The sequence below is a fragment of the Tibeticola sediminis genome, from assembly GCF_003843835.1.
GTDB lineage: Bacteria > Pseudomonadota > Gammaproteobacteria > Burkholderiales > Burkholderiaceae_C > Tibeticola > Tibeticola sediminis.
Genome location: NZ_RKQL01000007.1, coordinates 1 through 15,471, shown reverse-complemented (window position 1 = coordinate 15,471; position 15,471 = coordinate 1). Strand labels below are relative to the sequence as shown.

Sequence of the window (15,471 nt, the reverse complement as noted above, 5' to 3'; positions counted from 1 at the left end):
GAGGCCTCAGCCTCTCAGGCCCTGGCGAGTCGCTGGAACAGTCCGCCCGGCAGACGCGCGACCGCCCCGTCGAGTTCGAGTTCGAGCAATTGCCCCTGCAGCGTCGCCGCGTCCATGCCGGTGCGGGCCAGCAGGGCGTCGAGCCCGATGGGGTCGTAACCCAGCGCGTCGAGGATGGCGCTGCCCGAGGGGCTCGCCGCAGGCGGGGTCGATGCATCCGCAGCGGCGGCCCCGGACTGCGGTTGGGAATCGGAGCCTGGGCCGAGCTCTTCGAGGATGTCTTGGGCCGATTCGACCAGTTTGGCGCCCTGGCGGATCAGGGCGTGGCAGCCGCGCGAGAGACTCGAGTGGATCGAGCCGGGCACGGCGAAGACTTCGCGGCCTTGCTCGGCCGCGAGCCGTGCGGTGATGAGCGAGCCCGAGCGCAGGGCCGCTTCGACGACCAGCGTGCCCCGGCTCAAGGCGGCGATGAGGCGGTTGCGGCGCGGGAAGTTGGCGGGGCTCGGAGGGGTGCCGAGCGGATACTCGCTCAGCAGCAGGCCGCGGTGCGCAATGCGCCGGGCGAGCTCGAGATGCTGCCGTGGATAGACCCGATCGAGCCCCGTGCCGACGACGGCGACGGTTGCCAGCTCGAGCGGGGCCGGTGCGCCCGCGAGCGCGCCTTCATGGGCCGCGGCGTCGATGCCCAGGGCCAGGCCCGAGACGACGGTCCAGCCACTTTGGGCGAGCGAGCGCGAAAACTGCCGGGCATTCTCGGCGCCCTGCGCGGTTGGGTTGCGGCTGCCGACGATGGCGATGGCCTGTTCGCCCAGGTGCGTGAGGCTCGAGCCTGCGCCATGCGAGCGCCGCGTGGCCGGGAACGCGGCGCCCGGCGCCGTGGCGATGCGACCCAGCGCGTAGAGCAGCAGCGGCGGGTCTTCGAGCTCGAGCAGTGCGCGGGGGTACGCGGCATCTCCGAGCGCGATGACCGCGCGCTGCATCGGCGCGGCAGGGGCGTCGGCCGTGGCATCGGAGCCGCCCGGCGTTTCCTGCAGCCAGTTCCAGGTGACCTGGATCCGATCGTCCAGCCCCGGCGGGGGTGTGAGCAAGGCCCAGGCCTGTGCGGGCGTCACCACCTGGCGCAAGGTGCTGCTGGGCTGCTCGAACACGGCTTGCGGCAGCCCAAACGCGGCCAGTAGGCGGCGGGCAGTCACCCCGCCGATGCCGGGCGTGGTGGTCAGCCGCAACCAGGCGGCCAGTTCGTCCCGCTCCATGGGCCGGGCGGCAGCTGCGCGCTCAGCGCGGTTGAACGACTCGGTCGCCGACCTTTACGCCGTCGGCGATCTGCAGCAGCAGCGCGTAGGAGACGCGTTCGAACGGCAGGAAGACCATCAGCAGCCCGTTGCGCTCGTCGGGCAAGCGCAACTCCGTGGGACCTTCGGGGCCGCCGCGATCGACCACGCGCGCGCCGGCGCTCAGCACCGCGAGCACGGTCCCGGTGTCGATGCCGTCTTGGATGCCGCGGTTGATCGTGACGACTTGGTTCTGTGCCGCAAAACGCACCGCACTGCCGTAGACCGAGACGATGCGGGCATCGACCTCGCCCGCGGGCGCGTGGGGCGCGTAGCTGCGGAAGCTGCGCTCGGGTTCGGGCAGCAGTCGGTCGCCTGTGCGGATTTCTTCCTTGGCGCTGACGATTTCGATCGTGGCCGGCACGGGCAGCCCCTCGGGTTTGCCGTCGGGCCCCGGTGCTTCGGAGACGGATTCGCCGCGTTGCAGGCGGGCGCGGCCGACGAACTGCGCCTCATAGCCGAGGATTTCGCCGCTGGCCGGGTCTTTGAGTGGGCGCAGGTCGCGGTAGACCCGGTAGGCCTTGGGCTCGCCCGGGTCGGTGGAGAGGGGTTTGCCTGCCGGCCCACGCGCATAGGCCAGGTCGCCGCGGCTGAGCAGCACGCTGTTTTCACGCGTGGCGACGATTCGCGGAGCGCTTTCGAATTCCTTCTCGTCGAGCACGATGGGCTCGGCGAGGAAGGGCTCGATCAGGTGCGGCGGCAAAGTCGGAATCGGCGCGTCGGCGAGTGACTCGGCGCGCACGCGCGGCGAGAGCTTGACGAGCGGCGGCTCGCTGGGTGTCTCGAGCATGGCGCGCCCGTCGCGGCGCACGAGCCGCAACACCTGACCGGGGTAGATCAAATGGGGGTTGCGGATGTCGGCCAGGTTCATGCCCCAAAGCTCGGGCCAGCGCCAGGGGCGCTTGAGGTAGAGCCCGGAGATCGCCCAGAGCGTATCGCCACGCTGCACGGTGTACTGATCGGGCGCATTCGGGGCGATTTCATCGAGCGGCACACCGCGCTCGGCGACTTGCGCGGCGGTGCGCTTCTGGCCCGGGGTGATGGGGTAGTTGCCGGCGCCCCAGGCGGCGGCGGGCACCCAGGCACTGGCGAGCAGGGCGAGCGCCGAGAGCGCCTGACGGCGGGGCATCGTCGGTTCGGTGAGGTCGGTGGGTGGCAAGGGTTTCATGGAGAAGGGCAATCCCGGGCGGGTTTCTCTGGGCACGATGCCGCCGATTCTGCGCCCAAGCCCTGCTTCGGGCAATGTTGATCGGCGCTTCGGGCCGCACAGCGTCGCAAAAGTCGCGAAAATACCAACGTTTTTCGCTTTCCACCCGCAAAGTCTCCGGGCCCGTGGCCGGATGCTGGCGGACATTTTCCATGGCACAGCTTCCCATCCTCCGTTACCCCGATCCCCGGCTGCACACGGTGGCGCGGCCCGTCGAGCGTTTCGACGAAGACTTGCGCCGCTTGGTCGCGGACATGTTCGAGACGATGTATGCCGCGCACGGCATCGGGCTTGCCGCCACGCAGGTCGATCGTCATGTTCGGGTGGTGGTCATCGACGTCTCGGAAGAGCGCAACCAGCCGCTGGTGCTCGTGAACCCCGACATCGTCTGGATGAGTCCGGAGCGTGTGCGCAGCGACGAAGGCTGCCTGTCGGTGCCGGGAATCTACGATGGGGTCGAGCGCGCGCAAGCCGTGCGGGTCGAGGCCCACGATGCCGAGGGGCAACGGCGGACGATCGAGGCGGAGGGCCTGCTCGCGGTCTGCATCCAGCATGAGCTGGACCATCTGCTCGGCAAGGTGTTCGTCGAGTACCTCTCGCCGCTCAAGCGCAACCGCATCAAGGCCAAGCTCCTCAAACAGCAACGCGAGGAAGAGCGCGAGCGCCGCGAGCCGGTGCGGGCCTAAGGCAGCGCTGCCCCAGTTCTTTTCACCGCATCGCCCAGCCGCTCCGCCGTAGCCGCTTCGGGACCGATGCTTCGACCCATCCACTGCCGCGAGTTTCGATGAACCTGATTTTTGCCGGCACGCCGGAGTTTGCCCGCTCGGCGCTCGACGCCTTGCATCGCGCCGGGCACGAGATTCGCCTGGTGCTGACCCAGCCCGACCGTCCTGCCGGTCGTGGTCTGCAGTTGCAAGCTTCGGCGGTCAAACAATGGGCGCTGGCGCACGGTGTGACGGTGGCGCAGCCGCGCAGCCTGCGGCTCGAGGGCAAATTTCCCGAGGATGCGGCGGCCGCGCGCGCGGCGATCGAGGCCGCCGATGCGGATGCGATGATCGTCGCGGCCTATGGCTTGATCTTGCCGCAATGGGTGCTCGACCTCATGGCCGCACCGCGTTCGGACGGGCGCGCGCGGTGGGGGTGCATCAACATCCACGCGTCGCTGCTGCCGCGCTGGCGGGGCGCGGCGCCGATCCAACGCGCGATCGAGGCGGGCGACGCCGAGACCGGTATCACGCTGATGCAGATGGATGCGGGCCTCGACACCGGCCCGGTGTTGTTGATGCGGCGCCTGCCGATTCCGCCCGATGCCACCGCGGCGCATTTGCACGATGCCTTGGCGGACTTGGGCGCACGAACCATCGTCGAAGGGCTCGAGGCGCTGGCGCAGGGCGGGCTCGAGCCTCGCCCTCAGCCCGAAGCGGGCGCCTGCTATGCGCCCAAGATCGACAAGGCCGAAAGCCGTGTGGATTGGACGCAGTCGGCGGTGCAGATCGAGCGCCGCGTGCGCGCCTTCGACCCGTTTCCCGGCGTCGGCGCGATGATCGGGGGGCAGCACTTGAAGATTTGGAAGTCACAAATCGATAGCGCCGAGACCCCAGTTTCCGCCGGCCCAGGCGAGATTTTGTCCGCCAATGCCGACGGAATCCGCGTCGCGTGCGGGCAAGGCGTGCTGCGCATCATCGAACTGCAGCGCCCGGGCGGGCGGCGGCTTGGGGCCGCGGCCTTCCTGCAGGGCCATCCGCTCGTGGCGGGGCAGCGCTTCGAGCCGGCATGAGCGTCGAGGCTACGCCGCTGCGAGCCCTGCGCCCGCCGACCTGGCGGGCGATCGTCACGCATCCAGACTTTCGGCGCGGCGCGGCGGACATTGCCCACGTGGCGCTGGGTCTCGGGGCTTGGGCGCTGGTGACCGGGGTCGCGATGGTGCAAAGCGGCTTGTCGGTGCCCTTGGCCCTGTTCATGTCCTTGGCGGTGTTTGCAGGCAGTGCGCAACTCACGGCCCTGCCGCTGCTGGCCTCGGGCGCGCCGCTTTGGGTCGTCTGGGCGGCGGCGACCTGCGTGAATCTGCGCTTCGTGATCTTCAGCGCCATCTGGCGACCGTATTTCCTGCCCTATCCGCGGCCCTATCGGATGATGTTGGGGTACTTCAGCGGCGATCTCAATTACGTGCTGTTCATGCGCCGTTTTCCCGAGCCGCGACCCAGCGCCGAGCAGTTGCCGTATTTCTGGGGAGGCGTCGTGGTGAACTGGACCGCCTGGCAGACCCTGTCCATCCTCGGCATCGTGCTGGCCGATTCGGTGCCCGCGCGCTGGGGTTTGGGATTTGCGGGCGTGCTCGCGTTGCTGGGCGTGACGGCCTCGCTCTTGCAGAGCCGACCGGCCTGGGTGGCCGCCGCCGTGGCGGCAACGGCGGCGATCGCGGCCTCGGCGCTGCCCTTGCGACTCAACATCGTCGTTGCCATCGTCGCGGCGGTGGCCGCTGGCTTGGCGGCCGAAGCGGCGGAACGACAGATCCGGGGCGCACGCCCGCATCGGGGGGCTGCGCCGCAGGGCGCCCGGCCGGGCGGCTCTGCGGCAGAGGAGGCCGGACCATGAACCCCTGGACCGTCGGTGTGGCGATCGTCGGCTTGGCGGTGATCAGCGTCGTCACGCGGAGTTTCTTTTTCATTTCGCGCCGCGAGCTGCCGATGCCGGGCTGGTTGCGTCGCGGCTTGGCCTACGCGCCGCTGGCCGCGTTGGTCGCCGTGATCGCCCCCGAGATCCTGATGAGCCACGGGCAGCTGCTCGACACCTGGCGCGATGCCCGACCGCCGGCGGTGCTCGTGGCGCTCGCCTACTATTTTTGGCGCCGCGACATCCTGGGCACCATCGTGCTGGGGATGACCGTTTACCTACCCTTGCACATCGGACTCGGATGGTAAGCCGCCCCTGCGGTCGCTGTCACCCGCGCGACACTTTTACGGGTGAAAATACTCATCCCAGTACAACAACGAAGGAGACATTCATGTCCTTGCGCGCCACCCGCATCGTCGCCACCCTCGGCCCGGCGTCGAACACGCCGGAAATGCTCGAAGCCATGATTCGTGCCGGGGTCGACGTGGTGCGGCTCAACTTCAGCCACGGCTCGGCACAGGACCACATCGACCGGGCGCAGCGGGTGCGCGAGGCGTCGGCGCGCGTCGGGCGGGAAGTCGCCATCATGGCCGACCTGCAAGGGCCGAAGATTCGCGTCGGCAAGTTCGCGGCGGGCAAGGTTCAGCTCGTGCCGGGGCAGCCCTTCGTGCTCGACGCCGAGCGCAGCGAGCCCGGTGACGAGCACGGCGTCGGACTCGACTACAAGGAACTGCCGCGGGATGTGCGGCCCGGCGACGTACTCTTGCTCAATGACGGGCTCATCGTGCTCGACGTGGTGTCGGTCGAGGGTTCACGGGTGCACACCGTCGTCAAGGTCGGCGGGGAGCTCTCCAACAACAAAGGCATCAACAAGCAGGGCGGCGGACTCACCGCGCCCGCCCTCACCGACAAGGACCGCGAAGACATCGTCACCGCGATGAGTTTCGACGCCGACTACATCGCGGTTAGCTTCCCTAAGAGCGCCGAGGACATGCAGCTCGCACGGCGGCTGTGCGACGCGGCCGCACGGGGTGGGCACCGCACCGGGCTGATCGCCAAAATCGAGCGGGCCGAGGCGATTCCGGCGCTCGAATCCATCATTCTGGCGAGCGACGGCATCATGGTCGCGCGCGGCGACCTCGCCGTCGAGGTGGGCAACGCCGCGGTGCCGGCCTTGCAAAAGCGCATGATCCGCCTTGCGCGCAGCCATGACCGGCTCGCCATCACCGCCACGCAGATGATGGAGAGCATGATCACCAACCCCGTGCCCACGCGCGCGGAGGTCAGCGACGTGGCCAATGCGGTGCTGGACGGCACCGACGCGGTCATGCTCAGCGCCGAGACCGCCGCGGGCCGCTACCCGCTCGAGACGGTGCAGGAGATGGCCAAGATCTGCGCCGCCGCCGAGCAGGCCGACCAGATTGAGCACGGCGCGCTCGATGCGGACTTCAACAACCAGCAGCTCAGCCGCATCGACCAGTCCATCGCCATGGGTGCGCTGTTCACCGCACATGCCCTGGGCGCGCGCGCGATCGTGGCCTTCACCGAATCGGGTGCCACTGCGTTGTGGATGAGTCGCCACCGCACGCACATCCCGATTTACGCCCTGACCTCGCGGCTGGCTACGCAGCGGCGCATGGCGCTGTTTCGCAACGTCACGGCCTTGCTCATGAACGCCAGCGCCGACCGCGACACCGCCTTCGCGCAGGCCGAGGAACTGCTCAAGACCCGCGGCATCATCGCCTCCGGCGAGGTGTACGCCATCACCTGCGGCGAGCCCATGGGCAGCCCGGGCGGCACCAACATGCTCAAGGTCTGCCGGGCGGCGTAATCGCAGCGGCGGGACATGCCGCCGTCAGTCCGGCGTCGGGGCCTGGCGCCAGAGCAACGCTGAACCAGTCCCTCGCGCGTCGCGCATCCCAGCTGCGGGCGGTCTGCTTCGTTGCAAATCCTCGCCATAGCTTCGGCTATGGCTGCGGTTTGCGCCTCGCATCCCATCCCGCGGCCGGGCGCGCGCCATCGCAGGAACTGATTCAGCGTTGCCCTAGAATTTTTCTGGTTTCTGGCGAAACCGAAGGGCGGCAGCGGCGCGTCGGCGCTGCCGGCGTTTCAAGAACCTCCAAGCGACAGGACTTCCCCATGGCTCTCGTCTCCATGCGCGAACTGCTCGACCATGCGGCCGAGCACGGCTACGGCATCCCGGCCTTCAACGTCAACAACCTCGAACAGGTGCAGGCCGTCATGTCGGCTGCCGACGAGGTGGGCGCCCCCGTCATCCTGCAAGCGAGCGCTGGCGCGCGCAAATACGCGGGCGAGAGCTTCATCAAGCACCTGATCCAAGCGGCAACCGAAGCCTGGCCGCACATCCCCCTGGTGATGCACCAGGACCACGGCACCAGCCCGAAGGTGTGCGAAGGCGCGATCCGGCTGGGTTTCGGCTCGGTGATGATGGACGGTTCGCTCCTGGAGGACGGCAAGACGCCTTCGAGCTTCGACTACAACGTTCGGGTCACGCGCGAAGTGGTCGAAATGGCGCACCGGGTCGGCGTCACCGTCGAAGGGGAACTCGGCTGTCTGGGCTCGCTCGAGACGGGCTTGGCCGGTGAGGAGGACGGCATCGGCGCCGAGGGCAAGCTCGACCATTCGGCGCTCTTGACCGACCCCGAGGAGGCCGCCCGTTTCGTCGAAGCCACGCAGCTCGACGCGCTGGCCATCGCCATCGGAACGAGCCACGGCGCCTACAAATTCACGCGCCCACCGACCGGCGACGTGCTGGCGATCAGCCGCGTGAAGGAGATCCACGCGCGCATCCCGAACACGCATCTCGTCATGCACGGCAGCTCCAGCGTGCCGCAGGATCTGCTCACGCTCATCAACAGCTACGGCGGACAGATGAAGCAAACCTGGGGAGTGCCCGTGGCCGAGATCCAAGAGGCCATCAAGCATGGCGTGCGCAAGATCAACATCGACACCGACATCCGCATGGCCATGACCGGTGCGGTGCGCAAGTTCCTCGCCGAAAACCCCGAGAAATTCGACATGCGCGAATGGATGAAGCCTGCGCGCGAGGCCGCCCGGGCCATCTGCAAGCAGCGCTATCTCGAATTCGGCTGCGAAGGCCAGGGCCCGAAGATCAAAGGCCTGCCGCTGTCCGTGATGGCCGAGCGCTATGCCCGTGGTGAGCTCGCACAGGTCGTGCATTGAGGGAGTCCATCCCTGCGGGCGCACGCCGATACGGGCGTTGCGCCCGGCAGGGCGATAATTTCGGGGCCCGGCGCTTGCGTCGGGCCTCTTCATTTTTCAGCTCGCTCACATGACCACCGCCTTGCACACCTCCAGCCTCCATTCCTTGCCGCTGCTCGCGCGCGGCAAGGTGCGCGACAACTACGCGGTCGGCGACGACCGCATCCTGATGGTGGCCACCGACCGGATCAGCGCCTTCGACGTCATCATGGGCGAGCCCATCCCGGGCAAGGGCGTCTTGCTGACCCAGATGGCCTTGTTCTGGTTCGACAAGCTGCGCCACATCTGCCCCAACCACCTCACGGGCGAGTCGCCCGAGCGCGTGGTCGCCCCGGACGAGGTCGATCAAGTCCGGGGTCGCTCCATGCTGGTGAAGCGCCTCACGCCGCTTCCGGTCGAAGCCGTGGTGCGCGGCTACCTCGCGGGCAGTGGGTGGAAGGAGTATCAGGAGCATGGCGCTGTCTGCGGTGTGCCGCTGCCGCCGGGCTTGAAAAACGCGTCCCGTTTGCCCGAGCCAATTTACACGCCGGCGGCCAAGGCGGCGGTCGGTGAGCACGACGAGAACATCAGCTATGAGCGCACGGTGGAGATGATCGGGCCCGAGCACGCCGCGCGCATCCGTGAACTGTCGATTGCGCTCTACCGCGCGGCGGCCGACTTTGCGCTGACCAAGGGCATCATCATCGCCGACACGAAGTTCGAGTTTGGCCTCGACCGCGACGGTACGGTGGTGCTGATGGACGAGGTGCTGACTCCGGACTCCTCGCGTTACTGGCCGCTCGAGAGCTACGCCGAGGGCAGCAACCCGCCGAGTTTCGACAAGCAGTTTTTGCGCGACTGGCTCGAGCAGGTGCGCATCCACGGCCAGCCCTGGAACAAGACGCCGCCGGCGCCGCACCTGCCGTTCGAGGTGATCGAAAAAACCGCCGAGAAATACCGTGAGGCGCTGCAGCGCCTCACCGCCTGAGGCCGCACACGGCGAGGGCGGCACCTCGCCCGCTCGCGTGGGTTCAGTTCAGCGCCATGCTCAGGCGGCGGCGATAGCGCGAGACGAGCTCGGCTTGCGGGTCTTGCTCGACCGCGGCCTTGCCCGCGATCTCGATGCCGCCGGCCGTGCGCCCTGCTGCGACGGCGCCCGGTTGTGCTGGCTTGCGCGGGCTGAGCAGTTCCAGAATCGCCACCATGGTCTTGCGCGGTGCTTCGTCGTCCCACTTCTTGTCGCGCATGATGATTTCGAGCAACTCGTCCATCGCCGCGGTCCATTCGCCGCGGTTCATGAGTACCCGGGCTTTGGCAAAGCGGGTCTCGAAGTCGCGCTTGTTTTGTTCGATGCGCGCATCGAACTGTTCGATCGACCACTGGCCCCGAGGGTCGTTCGCCGCGAATTCGCGCGCTTTGAGCCATTGGTCCAGAGCCTCGAAGCGCAGCGGCACCGGAATGCGTGCGAGCGCGGGCGCCAGGGCCGCGGCGGCTTCGTCGAGCCGCCCGAGCTCGATGAGCAAGCGCACATAGTCCTCGCGCAGGTCGTCGTTTTCGGGGGCGGCGGCCAAGGCGTCGGCCATACGGCGCAGGGCCGCATCGACGTCGCCGGCTTCGAGCTGCTGCTTGGCCTCTTGCGCCTCGGCCTGGGCAGCAAGCTCGGTTTCCGCGGGCACGTGCTTGTCGAGGAAGGCGCGCACCTGGCCTTCGGGCAAGGCGCCCATGAAGCCATCGACCGGCTGGCCGTTCTTCAGGAGCACGCAGGTCGGAATGCTGCGGATGCCAAAGGCGCCGGCGAGTTCCTGCTGCTCGTCGGAATTGATTTTCACGAGCTTGAACCGCCCGCCATAGGCCGCTTCGAGCTTTTCGAGCACCGGGCCGAGCGCGCGGCAGGGACCGCACCAGGGTGCCCAGAAGTCGACCAGCACGGGGGTCGTCATCGAGGCTTCGATGACCTCGGATTCAAAGTTTTCCAGGGTGACGTCGATCATGGTGGGGTAACTCAGGGCTGTAACCGTAAAATTCAAGCAACTTCCGACAGGCACTCAATGACCGCTGCGCTCATCGGTGTGGTCATGGGCTCCAGTTCCGACTGGGACACCATGCAGCACGCAGTCCAGATTCTCCAACACTTCGACGTCGCCCACGAGGCGCGGGTCGTTTCCGCGCACCGCATGCCCGACGACATGTACGCCTATGCCGAAGCCGCCCAGCCGCGCGGCCTGCGCGCCATCATCGCGGGGGCGGGTGGGGCCGCGCATCTGCCGGGCATGCTCGCGGCCAAGACCGTGGTTCCGGTGCTCGGGGTGCCGGTGGCGAGCCGGCATCTGCAGGGCGTGGACTCGCTGCACAGCATCGTGCAGATGCCCAAGGGCGTGCCGGTGGCCACCTTCGCGATTGGTGCGGCCGGGGCGGCCAATGCGGCGCTGTTCGCGGTGGCCATGTTGGCGCAACACGACGCGGCCTTGCGGGCGCGGCTCGAGGCCTACCGTGCCGAGCAAACCGCCGCCGCGCGCGCGATGACGCTGCCGCCCACCGGAGCCGCCGCATGACCGAAACCGCAACGCGGGCGGCCACCATCCTGCCAGGCACCACGGCCACCGGTGCGCAGACCACGCTGGGCGTGATGGGCGGCGGGCAGCTCGGCCGCATGTTCGTGCAGGCCGCTCAGGCCATGGGTTACTTTACCGCGGTGCTCGACCCCGATCCGGCAAGCCCCGCGGGCCTGGTGAGCCACTTCCACATCCAGGCCGACTACCTCGACGAGCAGGCGCTGGCGCAGCTCATGCAGCGGTGTTCGGCCATCACGACCGAGTTCGAAAACGTCCCCGCGGCGGCTTTGCACACGCTCGGCGCGCACCGGCCGGTGGCGCCCGGCGCCCGCGCGGTCGCCATCGCGCAGAACCGCATCCAGGAAAAGCAGTTCTTCAACCGCTGCGGCGTGGCCACCGCGCCTTGGGCGGCGATCGAGTCCGAGGCCGACTTGGCGGCGGTGTCCGACGCGCTGCTGCCCGGGGTGCTCAAGACCGCGCGGCTGGGCTACGACGGCAAGGGGCAGGTTCGGGTCGCCTCGCGCGCGGCGCTGGGCGAGGCGTGGCGGCAACTCGGCGCGGTTCCCTGCGTGCTCGAGCGCATGCTGCCGCTGGTCGATGAATGCTCGGTGATCGTCGCGCGAGGCTGGAACGGCCAGACGGTGCATTACCCGCTGCAGCGCAATCTGCACCGCGACGGGATTTTGGCCGTGACCGAGGCTTTTGAAGGAAATCTGCCTTATCCCGGCGTCAATCGGGCACTGGATGCTGCCAAAACAATAGCAGACGAGCTGGGCTACGTGGGGGTGCTCTGCGTCGAATTCTTCGTGCTCGCCGATGGGTCGTTGGTGGCCAACGAAATGGCGCCGCGACCCCATAACAGCGGGCACCACACGGTCGATTCCTGCGACCTCTCGCAGTTCGAGGCGCAGGTGCGCACGCTCGCCGGCTTGCCGCTGGTCGCCCCGCGCCAGCACAGCGCGGCGGTGATGCTCAACCTGCTCGGCGATCTCTGGTTCGACGGTGAGGGGCGTGCCCGCACGCCCGCCTGGGCCGAGGTGCTGGCGCTGCCGGGGGCGCATCTGCATTTGTACGGCAAGCTGCAGCCGCGGCCTGGGCGCAAGATGGGTCACCTGACCTTCACCGCCGCGAGCGCCGTCGAGGTGCGTGCCACCGCCGCGCGGGCGGCAGCCCTGCTGGGCATGGCGCCGTGGTGAGTCCCGCTGGCGAACGCCCGTGATCCTCGACGGAACCCGGACCGAATCGATCGACGCCGCCGTGCGCACGCTGCGCGCGGGCGGGATCGTCGCCATGCCGACCGAGACCGTCTACGGCCTCGCCGCCGATGCGGAGAACGGCGACGCCGTTGCGGCCATCTATGCGGCCAAAGGTCGGCCGAGCGATCACCCCTTGATCCTGCATGTCGCCGATGCCGACGCGGTCACCGCCTTTGCGCAAGAGGTCCCAGGCTTCGCGCGCGCGCTGATGGACGCGTTCTGGCCCGGGCCTTTGACCTTGATTCTGCCCCGCCGGGCCGGAGTTGCAGCGGCAGCGGCCGCGGGCCAGCCGTCGGTGGGCTTGCGCTGCCCTGCGCATCCGGTGGCGCAGGCGCTCTTGCGCGCCGCCGCCGCGCAGGGCATCCGGGCGCTGGCGGCACCCAGTGCCAACCGCTTTGGACGCATCAGCCCGACGCGCGCCGAGCATGTCGTCGCCGACCTGGGGGACCGCGTGCTCGTGCTCGACGGCGGCCCGTGTGCGGTGGGGATCGAGTCGACCATCGTCGATGCCACGCGGGGCGCGCCCGTCTTGCTGCGTCCCGGGCAAATCGACCGCGAGGCGCTCGCCGCGGCGGCGGGCATGCCCATACTCGACCCCGACGAAGTCCAGGCGGGAGCGACCCCCAAGGCCAGTGGCACCTTGGCCGCTCACTACGCGCCGCGTGCGCCGGTGCGCTTGATGTCGGCGCGCGAGCTGCAAACGGCGCTGGAATTGCTCGGTGCCGATGCTGCGCGTGCCGGGGTTGCCGTCTACGCGCGCAGCGCGCTGCCGAACCTGGCCACGCCCCTGGCGCGGCGCATGCCCGACGACGCCGGCGCGGCCGCGCAGCAGTTGTTCGACACCTTGCGCGGCTTCGACGACGCGGGCGCACGGCTGATCTGGGTCGAGCTGCCGCCCGACACCCCGGCGTGGGAGGGCGTGCGCGACCGCCTGCGGCGTGCGGCCGCTGCGGCGACCGGCGGCTGAACCGTTCGCAGCAGCGTCGGCGCCGGGTGTGCGGTGCGCAAGGGACTGGTTCAGCGTTGCCTTAAGGCAACGCTGATTAAGTCCACCGATGAGCGGCCTGCTGCGTTGAAGGTGGATGAAACAGCAGACCCTTGCCATGGCAGCCGATCAAGGCGCCGGATTTGAGCAGTACCGCAGGCCGACGAAGCGCGACGCGTTTCTGGCGACGATGGAACAGATCGTGCCGTGGCAGGAGTTGTGTGCGGTGATCGAACCGTACTACCCGAAGCCTGGCAATGGGCGCCCGCCGGTGGGGCTGGAGCGCATGCTGCGCATGTACTTCGTGCAGCACTGGTTCAACCTGGCCGACGAAGCGTGCGAGGAAGCGCTGCTGGACAGCACGGCACTGCGCCGCTTCGTGGGCATCGACCTGGGCCGCGAGCGTGTGCCCGACGGCACCACGCTGCTGAAGTTCCGCCGCCTGCTGGAGCAGCACGAGCTGGGCAAGCAACTGTTCGCCACGGTCGGCCAGGTGCTGCAGGCGCGAGGGTTGAAGGTGGGCACCGGCACGATCGTGGATGCCACCATCATTGCCGCACCGAGTTCGACGAAGAACGCTGAGCGCACCCGCGACCCCGAGATGCACCAGACGCGTAAGGGTCAGCAGTGGTACTTCGGCATGAAGATTCACATCGGCGTGGACAGCCGAACGGGGCTGGCCCACAGCGCGGTAGTGACTGCGGCCAACGTGCACGACAAGCACCCGCTGCCCGACTTGCTGCACGGCAACGAGCAGCGCGTGTACGGAGACAGTGCCTACGCCAGCCAGAAGGCACTGATCGAGTCCAAGGCGCCCAACGCTCGAGACTTCACCAACCAGCGCGTACGCAAAGGTGGTGTGATCGACGAAGTCGAGCGTGCGAAAAACCGCAACAAATCCAAGGTGCGTGCTCGCGTCGAGCACGTCTTCGCCGTGGTCAAGCGGCTATGGGGATACACGAAAGTGCGCTACCGAGGCCTGCAAAAGAACGCCACGCGCTGCTTTGTGGCGCTGGGTTTGGCCAACATCTTCCTCGCGCGCCAGCGCCTCATGGCATAGGTGCGCCCAAAATGGGCGCAGAGCGCATGCGCCAAGCAAAATTGAGTCCAATCGGGCTCGGATTGGTGCCTTTTGGACTCACCAATCTCATGATGTGCAAGCTCGGCACTCGGCTCATCGCTGACCGGGCGAAATTGGGGGGGTTGTTCAGCGTTGCCTTAAACTCGGTCGTTCCCCTTGGAGACTTCCTTATGACCCCGTCCCTTTCCCGTCGCGCCTTTCTCACGCTTGCGGGTGGCGCTGCGGCGGCCCTGAGTGGCTGCGGCTCGAGTTCCATCGTCTCTGCGCTCAAGCCGGATCGGTTCTTTGCCCTCGGCGATGATTTCAGCGACTTGGGCGAGACGGGCGTTCGTTACACCGTCAACGACGGCAGCGTCAACATCTGGACGCAACAGCTCGTGAGCATCTACCAAAAGACGATCACGACGGCGTCTGCGGGCGGCTTGTCGTATGCGCAAGGGGGAGCCTGGATCAGCGGGGCGACCAACAGCGTCGAATCTCAGCTCAACCGGATGTTGGCCAACCATGCCCTAGGTCCGAACGACGTCGTGCTCATCGGTGCGGGCATGAATGAAATCATCGACGCCGTGACCCAAACCGGGATTTCGGACGCCACGACCACGCGCGTGCGCGCAGCGGGCGATGCGCTCGCCTCCCTCGTGCGTCGTCTCGTCGCCGCAGGCGCCAAGTACGTTTTGGTGGCCGGTGTCTATAACCTCGGCATCACGCCCTGGGCGGTGGCCCGGGGGCAGGCTTCGGCGATCACCGACCTCTCGATCCACTTCAACAACCGTTTCCTCGTCTCGGCGGTGGACTTGGGCGCGAATGTGCTCTACGTCGATACGGCCTTGTATTTCAACCTGGTCCATGCCTTGCCGGCGGGCTACGGTTTGGTCAATGTCACCGACGCCGCCTGCACCACGCCCGACGCGACCACCTGCACCGCGAGCACGATAGCGGCGAACATCGACTACACGCGCGCGCTGTTTGCCGATGCCACGCACCTCACGCCGGTGGCGCACCGACTGTTCGGCGTCGAGGCCTACAACAAGCTGACCGGGCGTTGGTGAACCGGTGCGGGGCGCTTGGCGCGGCTCCGGCCCCAGAGCCCAAGAAAAAAGCGAGCCGCGGCTCGCTTTTTTGCTTTGAACCTAAATCCGGCAGTTGGGCGCGCCCGTGCGGGCCGTCATCGGGCGCGCGGGCAAGGCGCAAACCACAGCCATGGCGGGCGCCATGGCGAGGATT

The 15,471-nt window shown here is 68.1% G+C and carries 15 protein-coding genes; 12 read left to right on the top strand and 3 right to left on the bottom strand.

The features are described 5' to 3' along the window. Positions 1–14 precede the first annotated feature (14 nt). The gene (gene dprA / locus EDC62_RS12130) at positions 15–1,253 is read right to left on the bottom strand and encodes a DNA-processing protein DprA (protein WP_124224091.1); all 1,239 of its coding nucleotides are present in this window, start codon (positions 1,251–1,253) and stop codon (positions 15–17) included. Positions 1,254–1,275: 22 nt separating this feature from the next. Beyond that, positions 1,276–2,499, bottom strand: a complete 1,224-nt coding sequence (locus tag EDC62_RS12125; RefSeq protein WP_124224090.1) for a LysM peptidoglycan-binding domain-containing protein — start codon at positions 2,497–2,499, stop codon at positions 1,276–1,278. Between the two features lie 191 nt (positions 2,500–2,690). Between EDC62_RS12125 and def the strand changes: the two genes are divergently transcribed. From def to EDC62_RS12090, 7 genes are all read left to right on the top strand, one after another. Beyond that, complete coding sequence (def, locus tag EDC62_RS12120; protein WP_124224089.1) at positions 2,691–3,224, top strand: peptide deformylase; 534 nt, start codon at positions 2,691–2,693, stop codon at positions 3,222–3,224. A 98-nt stretch (positions 3,225–3,322) separates the two neighbouring features. Beyond that, a complete protein-coding gene (gene fmt, locus EDC62_RS12115; protein WP_124224088.1) occupies positions 3,323–4,315 on the top strand; it encodes a methionyl-tRNA formyltransferase in 993 nt (330 codons plus the stop codon). Beyond that, the gene (locus EDC62_RS12110; RefSeq protein ID WP_124224087.1) at positions 4,312–5,133 is read left to right on the top strand and encodes an AzlC family ABC transporter permease; all 822 of its coding nucleotides are present in this window, start codon (positions 4,312–4,314) and stop codon (positions 5,131–5,133) included. The genes fmt and EDC62_RS12110 overlap by 4 nt, the downstream gene beginning before the upstream one ends. Then, on the top strand, positions 5,130–5,459 hold the full coding sequence (locus EDC62_RS12105; RefSeq protein ID WP_124224086.1) for an AzlD domain-containing protein: 330 nt from the start codon (positions 5,130–5,132) through the stop codon (positions 5,457–5,459). Before EDC62_RS12110 ends, EDC62_RS12105 begins: the two co-directional genes overlap by 4 nt. Positions 5,460–5,542: 83 nt before the next feature. After that, positions 5,543–6,982: a pyruvate kinase gene (pyk, locus tag EDC62_RS12100; protein ID WP_124224085.1), complete on the top strand. Its 1,440-nt coding sequence runs from the start codon at positions 5,543–5,545 to the stop codon at positions 6,980–6,982. Positions 6,983–7,290: 308 nt separating this feature from the next. Beyond that, positions 7,291–8,355 (top strand): class II fructose-bisphosphate aldolase, encoded by a 1,065-nt coding sequence (gene fba, locus EDC62_RS12095; RefSeq protein ID WP_124224084.1) that lies wholly within the window; start codon positions 7,291–7,293, stop codon positions 8,353–8,355. Positions 8,356–8,464: 109 nt separating this feature from the next. Beyond that, entirely contained in the window at positions 8,465–9,361 is an 897-nt protein-coding gene (locus tag EDC62_RS12090) for a phosphoribosylaminoimidazolesuccinocarboxamide synthase (RefSeq protein ID WP_124224083.1), read from the top strand. A 43-nt stretch (positions 9,362–9,404) separates the two neighbouring features. On the opposite strand, the gene trxA is transcribed toward EDC62_RS12090, so the two are convergent. Then, on the bottom strand, positions 9,405–10,364 hold the full coding sequence (gene trxA, locus EDC62_RS12085; RefSeq protein WP_124224082.1) for a thioredoxin: 960 nt from the start codon (positions 10,362–10,364) through the stop codon (positions 9,405–9,407). A gap of 57 nt (positions 10,365–10,421) precedes the next feature. Here trxA and purE point away from each other — a divergent pair, with 57 nt between their 5' ends. The 5 genes from purE (at position 10,422) to EDC62_RS12060 (ending at position 15,296) form a co-directional block, all read left to right on the top strand. Continuing rightward, complete coding sequence (gene purE / locus EDC62_RS12080) at positions 10,422–10,925, top strand: 5-(carboxyamino)imidazole ribonucleotide mutase (protein ID WP_124224081.1); 504 nt, start codon at positions 10,422–10,424, stop codon at positions 10,923–10,925. Further along, a complete protein-coding gene (locus EDC62_RS12075) occupies positions 10,922–12,121 on the top strand; it encodes a 5-(carboxyamino)imidazole ribonucleotide synthase (RefSeq protein WP_124224080.1) in 1,200 nt (399 codons plus the stop codon). The genes purE and EDC62_RS12075 overlap by 4 nt, the downstream gene beginning before the upstream one ends. 19 nt (positions 12,122–12,140) lie before the next feature. Further along, positions 12,141–13,148: an L-threonylcarbamoyladenylate synthase gene (locus EDC62_RS12070; RefSeq protein ID WP_124224079.1), complete on the top strand. Its 1,008-nt coding sequence runs from the start codon at positions 12,141–12,143 to the stop codon at positions 13,146–13,148. A gap of 115 nt (positions 13,149–13,263) precedes the next feature. Continuing rightward, positions 13,264–14,226, top strand: coding sequence for an IS5 family transposase (locus tag EDC62_RS12065; protein ID WP_124224078.1), 963 nt, complete (start codon positions 13,264–13,266; stop codon positions 14,224–14,226). 191 nt (positions 14,227–14,417) lie between these two features. After that, positions 14,418–15,296 (top strand): SGNH/GDSL hydrolase family protein, encoded by an 879-nt coding sequence (locus tag EDC62_RS12060; RefSeq protein WP_124224077.1) that lies wholly within the window; start codon positions 14,418–14,420, stop codon positions 15,294–15,296. Positions 15,297–15,471: the final 175 nt, after the last annotated feature.

Excerpts from the sequence above, each read along its gene's own strand:
- dprA (WP_124224091.1), bottom strand. The coding sequence starts at position 1,253 with ATGGAGCGGGACGAACTGGCCGCCTGGTTGCGGCTGACCACCACGCCC.
- EDC62_RS12125 (WP_124224090.1), bottom strand. The coding sequence starts at position 2,499 with ATGAAACCCTTGCCACCCACCGACCTCACCGAACCGACGATGCCCCGC.
- def (WP_124224089.1), top strand. The coding sequence starts at position 2,691 with ATGGCACAGCTTCCCATCCTCCGTTACCCCGATCCCCGGCTGCACACG.
- fmt (WP_124224088.1), top strand. The coding sequence starts at position 3,323 with ATGAACCTGATTTTTGCCGGCACGCCGGAGTTTGCCCGCTCGGCGCTC.
- EDC62_RS12110 (WP_124224087.1), top strand. The coding sequence starts at position 4,312 with ATGAGCGTCGAGGCTACGCCGCTGCGAGCCCTGCGCCCGCCGACCTGG.
- EDC62_RS12105 (WP_124224086.1), top strand. The coding sequence starts at position 5,130 with ATGAACCCCTGGACCGTCGGTGTGGCGATCGTCGGCTTGGCGGTGATC.
- pyk (WP_124224085.1), top strand. The coding sequence starts at position 5,543 with ATGTCCTTGCGCGCCACCCGCATCGTCGCCACCCTCGGCCCGGCGTCG.
- fba (WP_124224084.1), top strand. The coding sequence starts at position 7,291 with ATGGCTCTCGTCTCCATGCGCGAACTGCTCGACCATGCGGCCGAGCAC.
- EDC62_RS12090 (WP_124224083.1), top strand. The coding sequence starts at position 8,465 with ATGACCACCGCCTTGCACACCTCCAGCCTCCATTCCTTGCCGCTGCTC.
- trxA (WP_124224082.1), bottom strand. The coding sequence starts at position 10,364 with ATGATCGACGTCACCCTGGAAAACTTTGAATCCGAGGTCATCGAAGCC.
- purE (WP_124224081.1), top strand. The coding sequence starts at position 10,422 with ATGACCGCTGCGCTCATCGGTGTGGTCATGGGCTCCAGTTCCGACTGG.
- EDC62_RS12075 (WP_124224080.1), top strand. The coding sequence starts at position 10,922 with ATGACCGAAACCGCAACGCGGGCGGCCACCATCCTGCCAGGCACCACG.
- EDC62_RS12065 (WP_124224078.1), top strand. The coding sequence starts at position 13,264 with ATGAAACAGCAGACCCTTGCCATGGCAGCCGATCAAGGCGCCGGATTT.
- EDC62_RS12060 (WP_124224077.1), top strand. The coding sequence starts at position 14,418 with ATGACCCCGTCCCTTTCCCGTCGCGCCTTTCTCACGCTTGCGGGTGGC.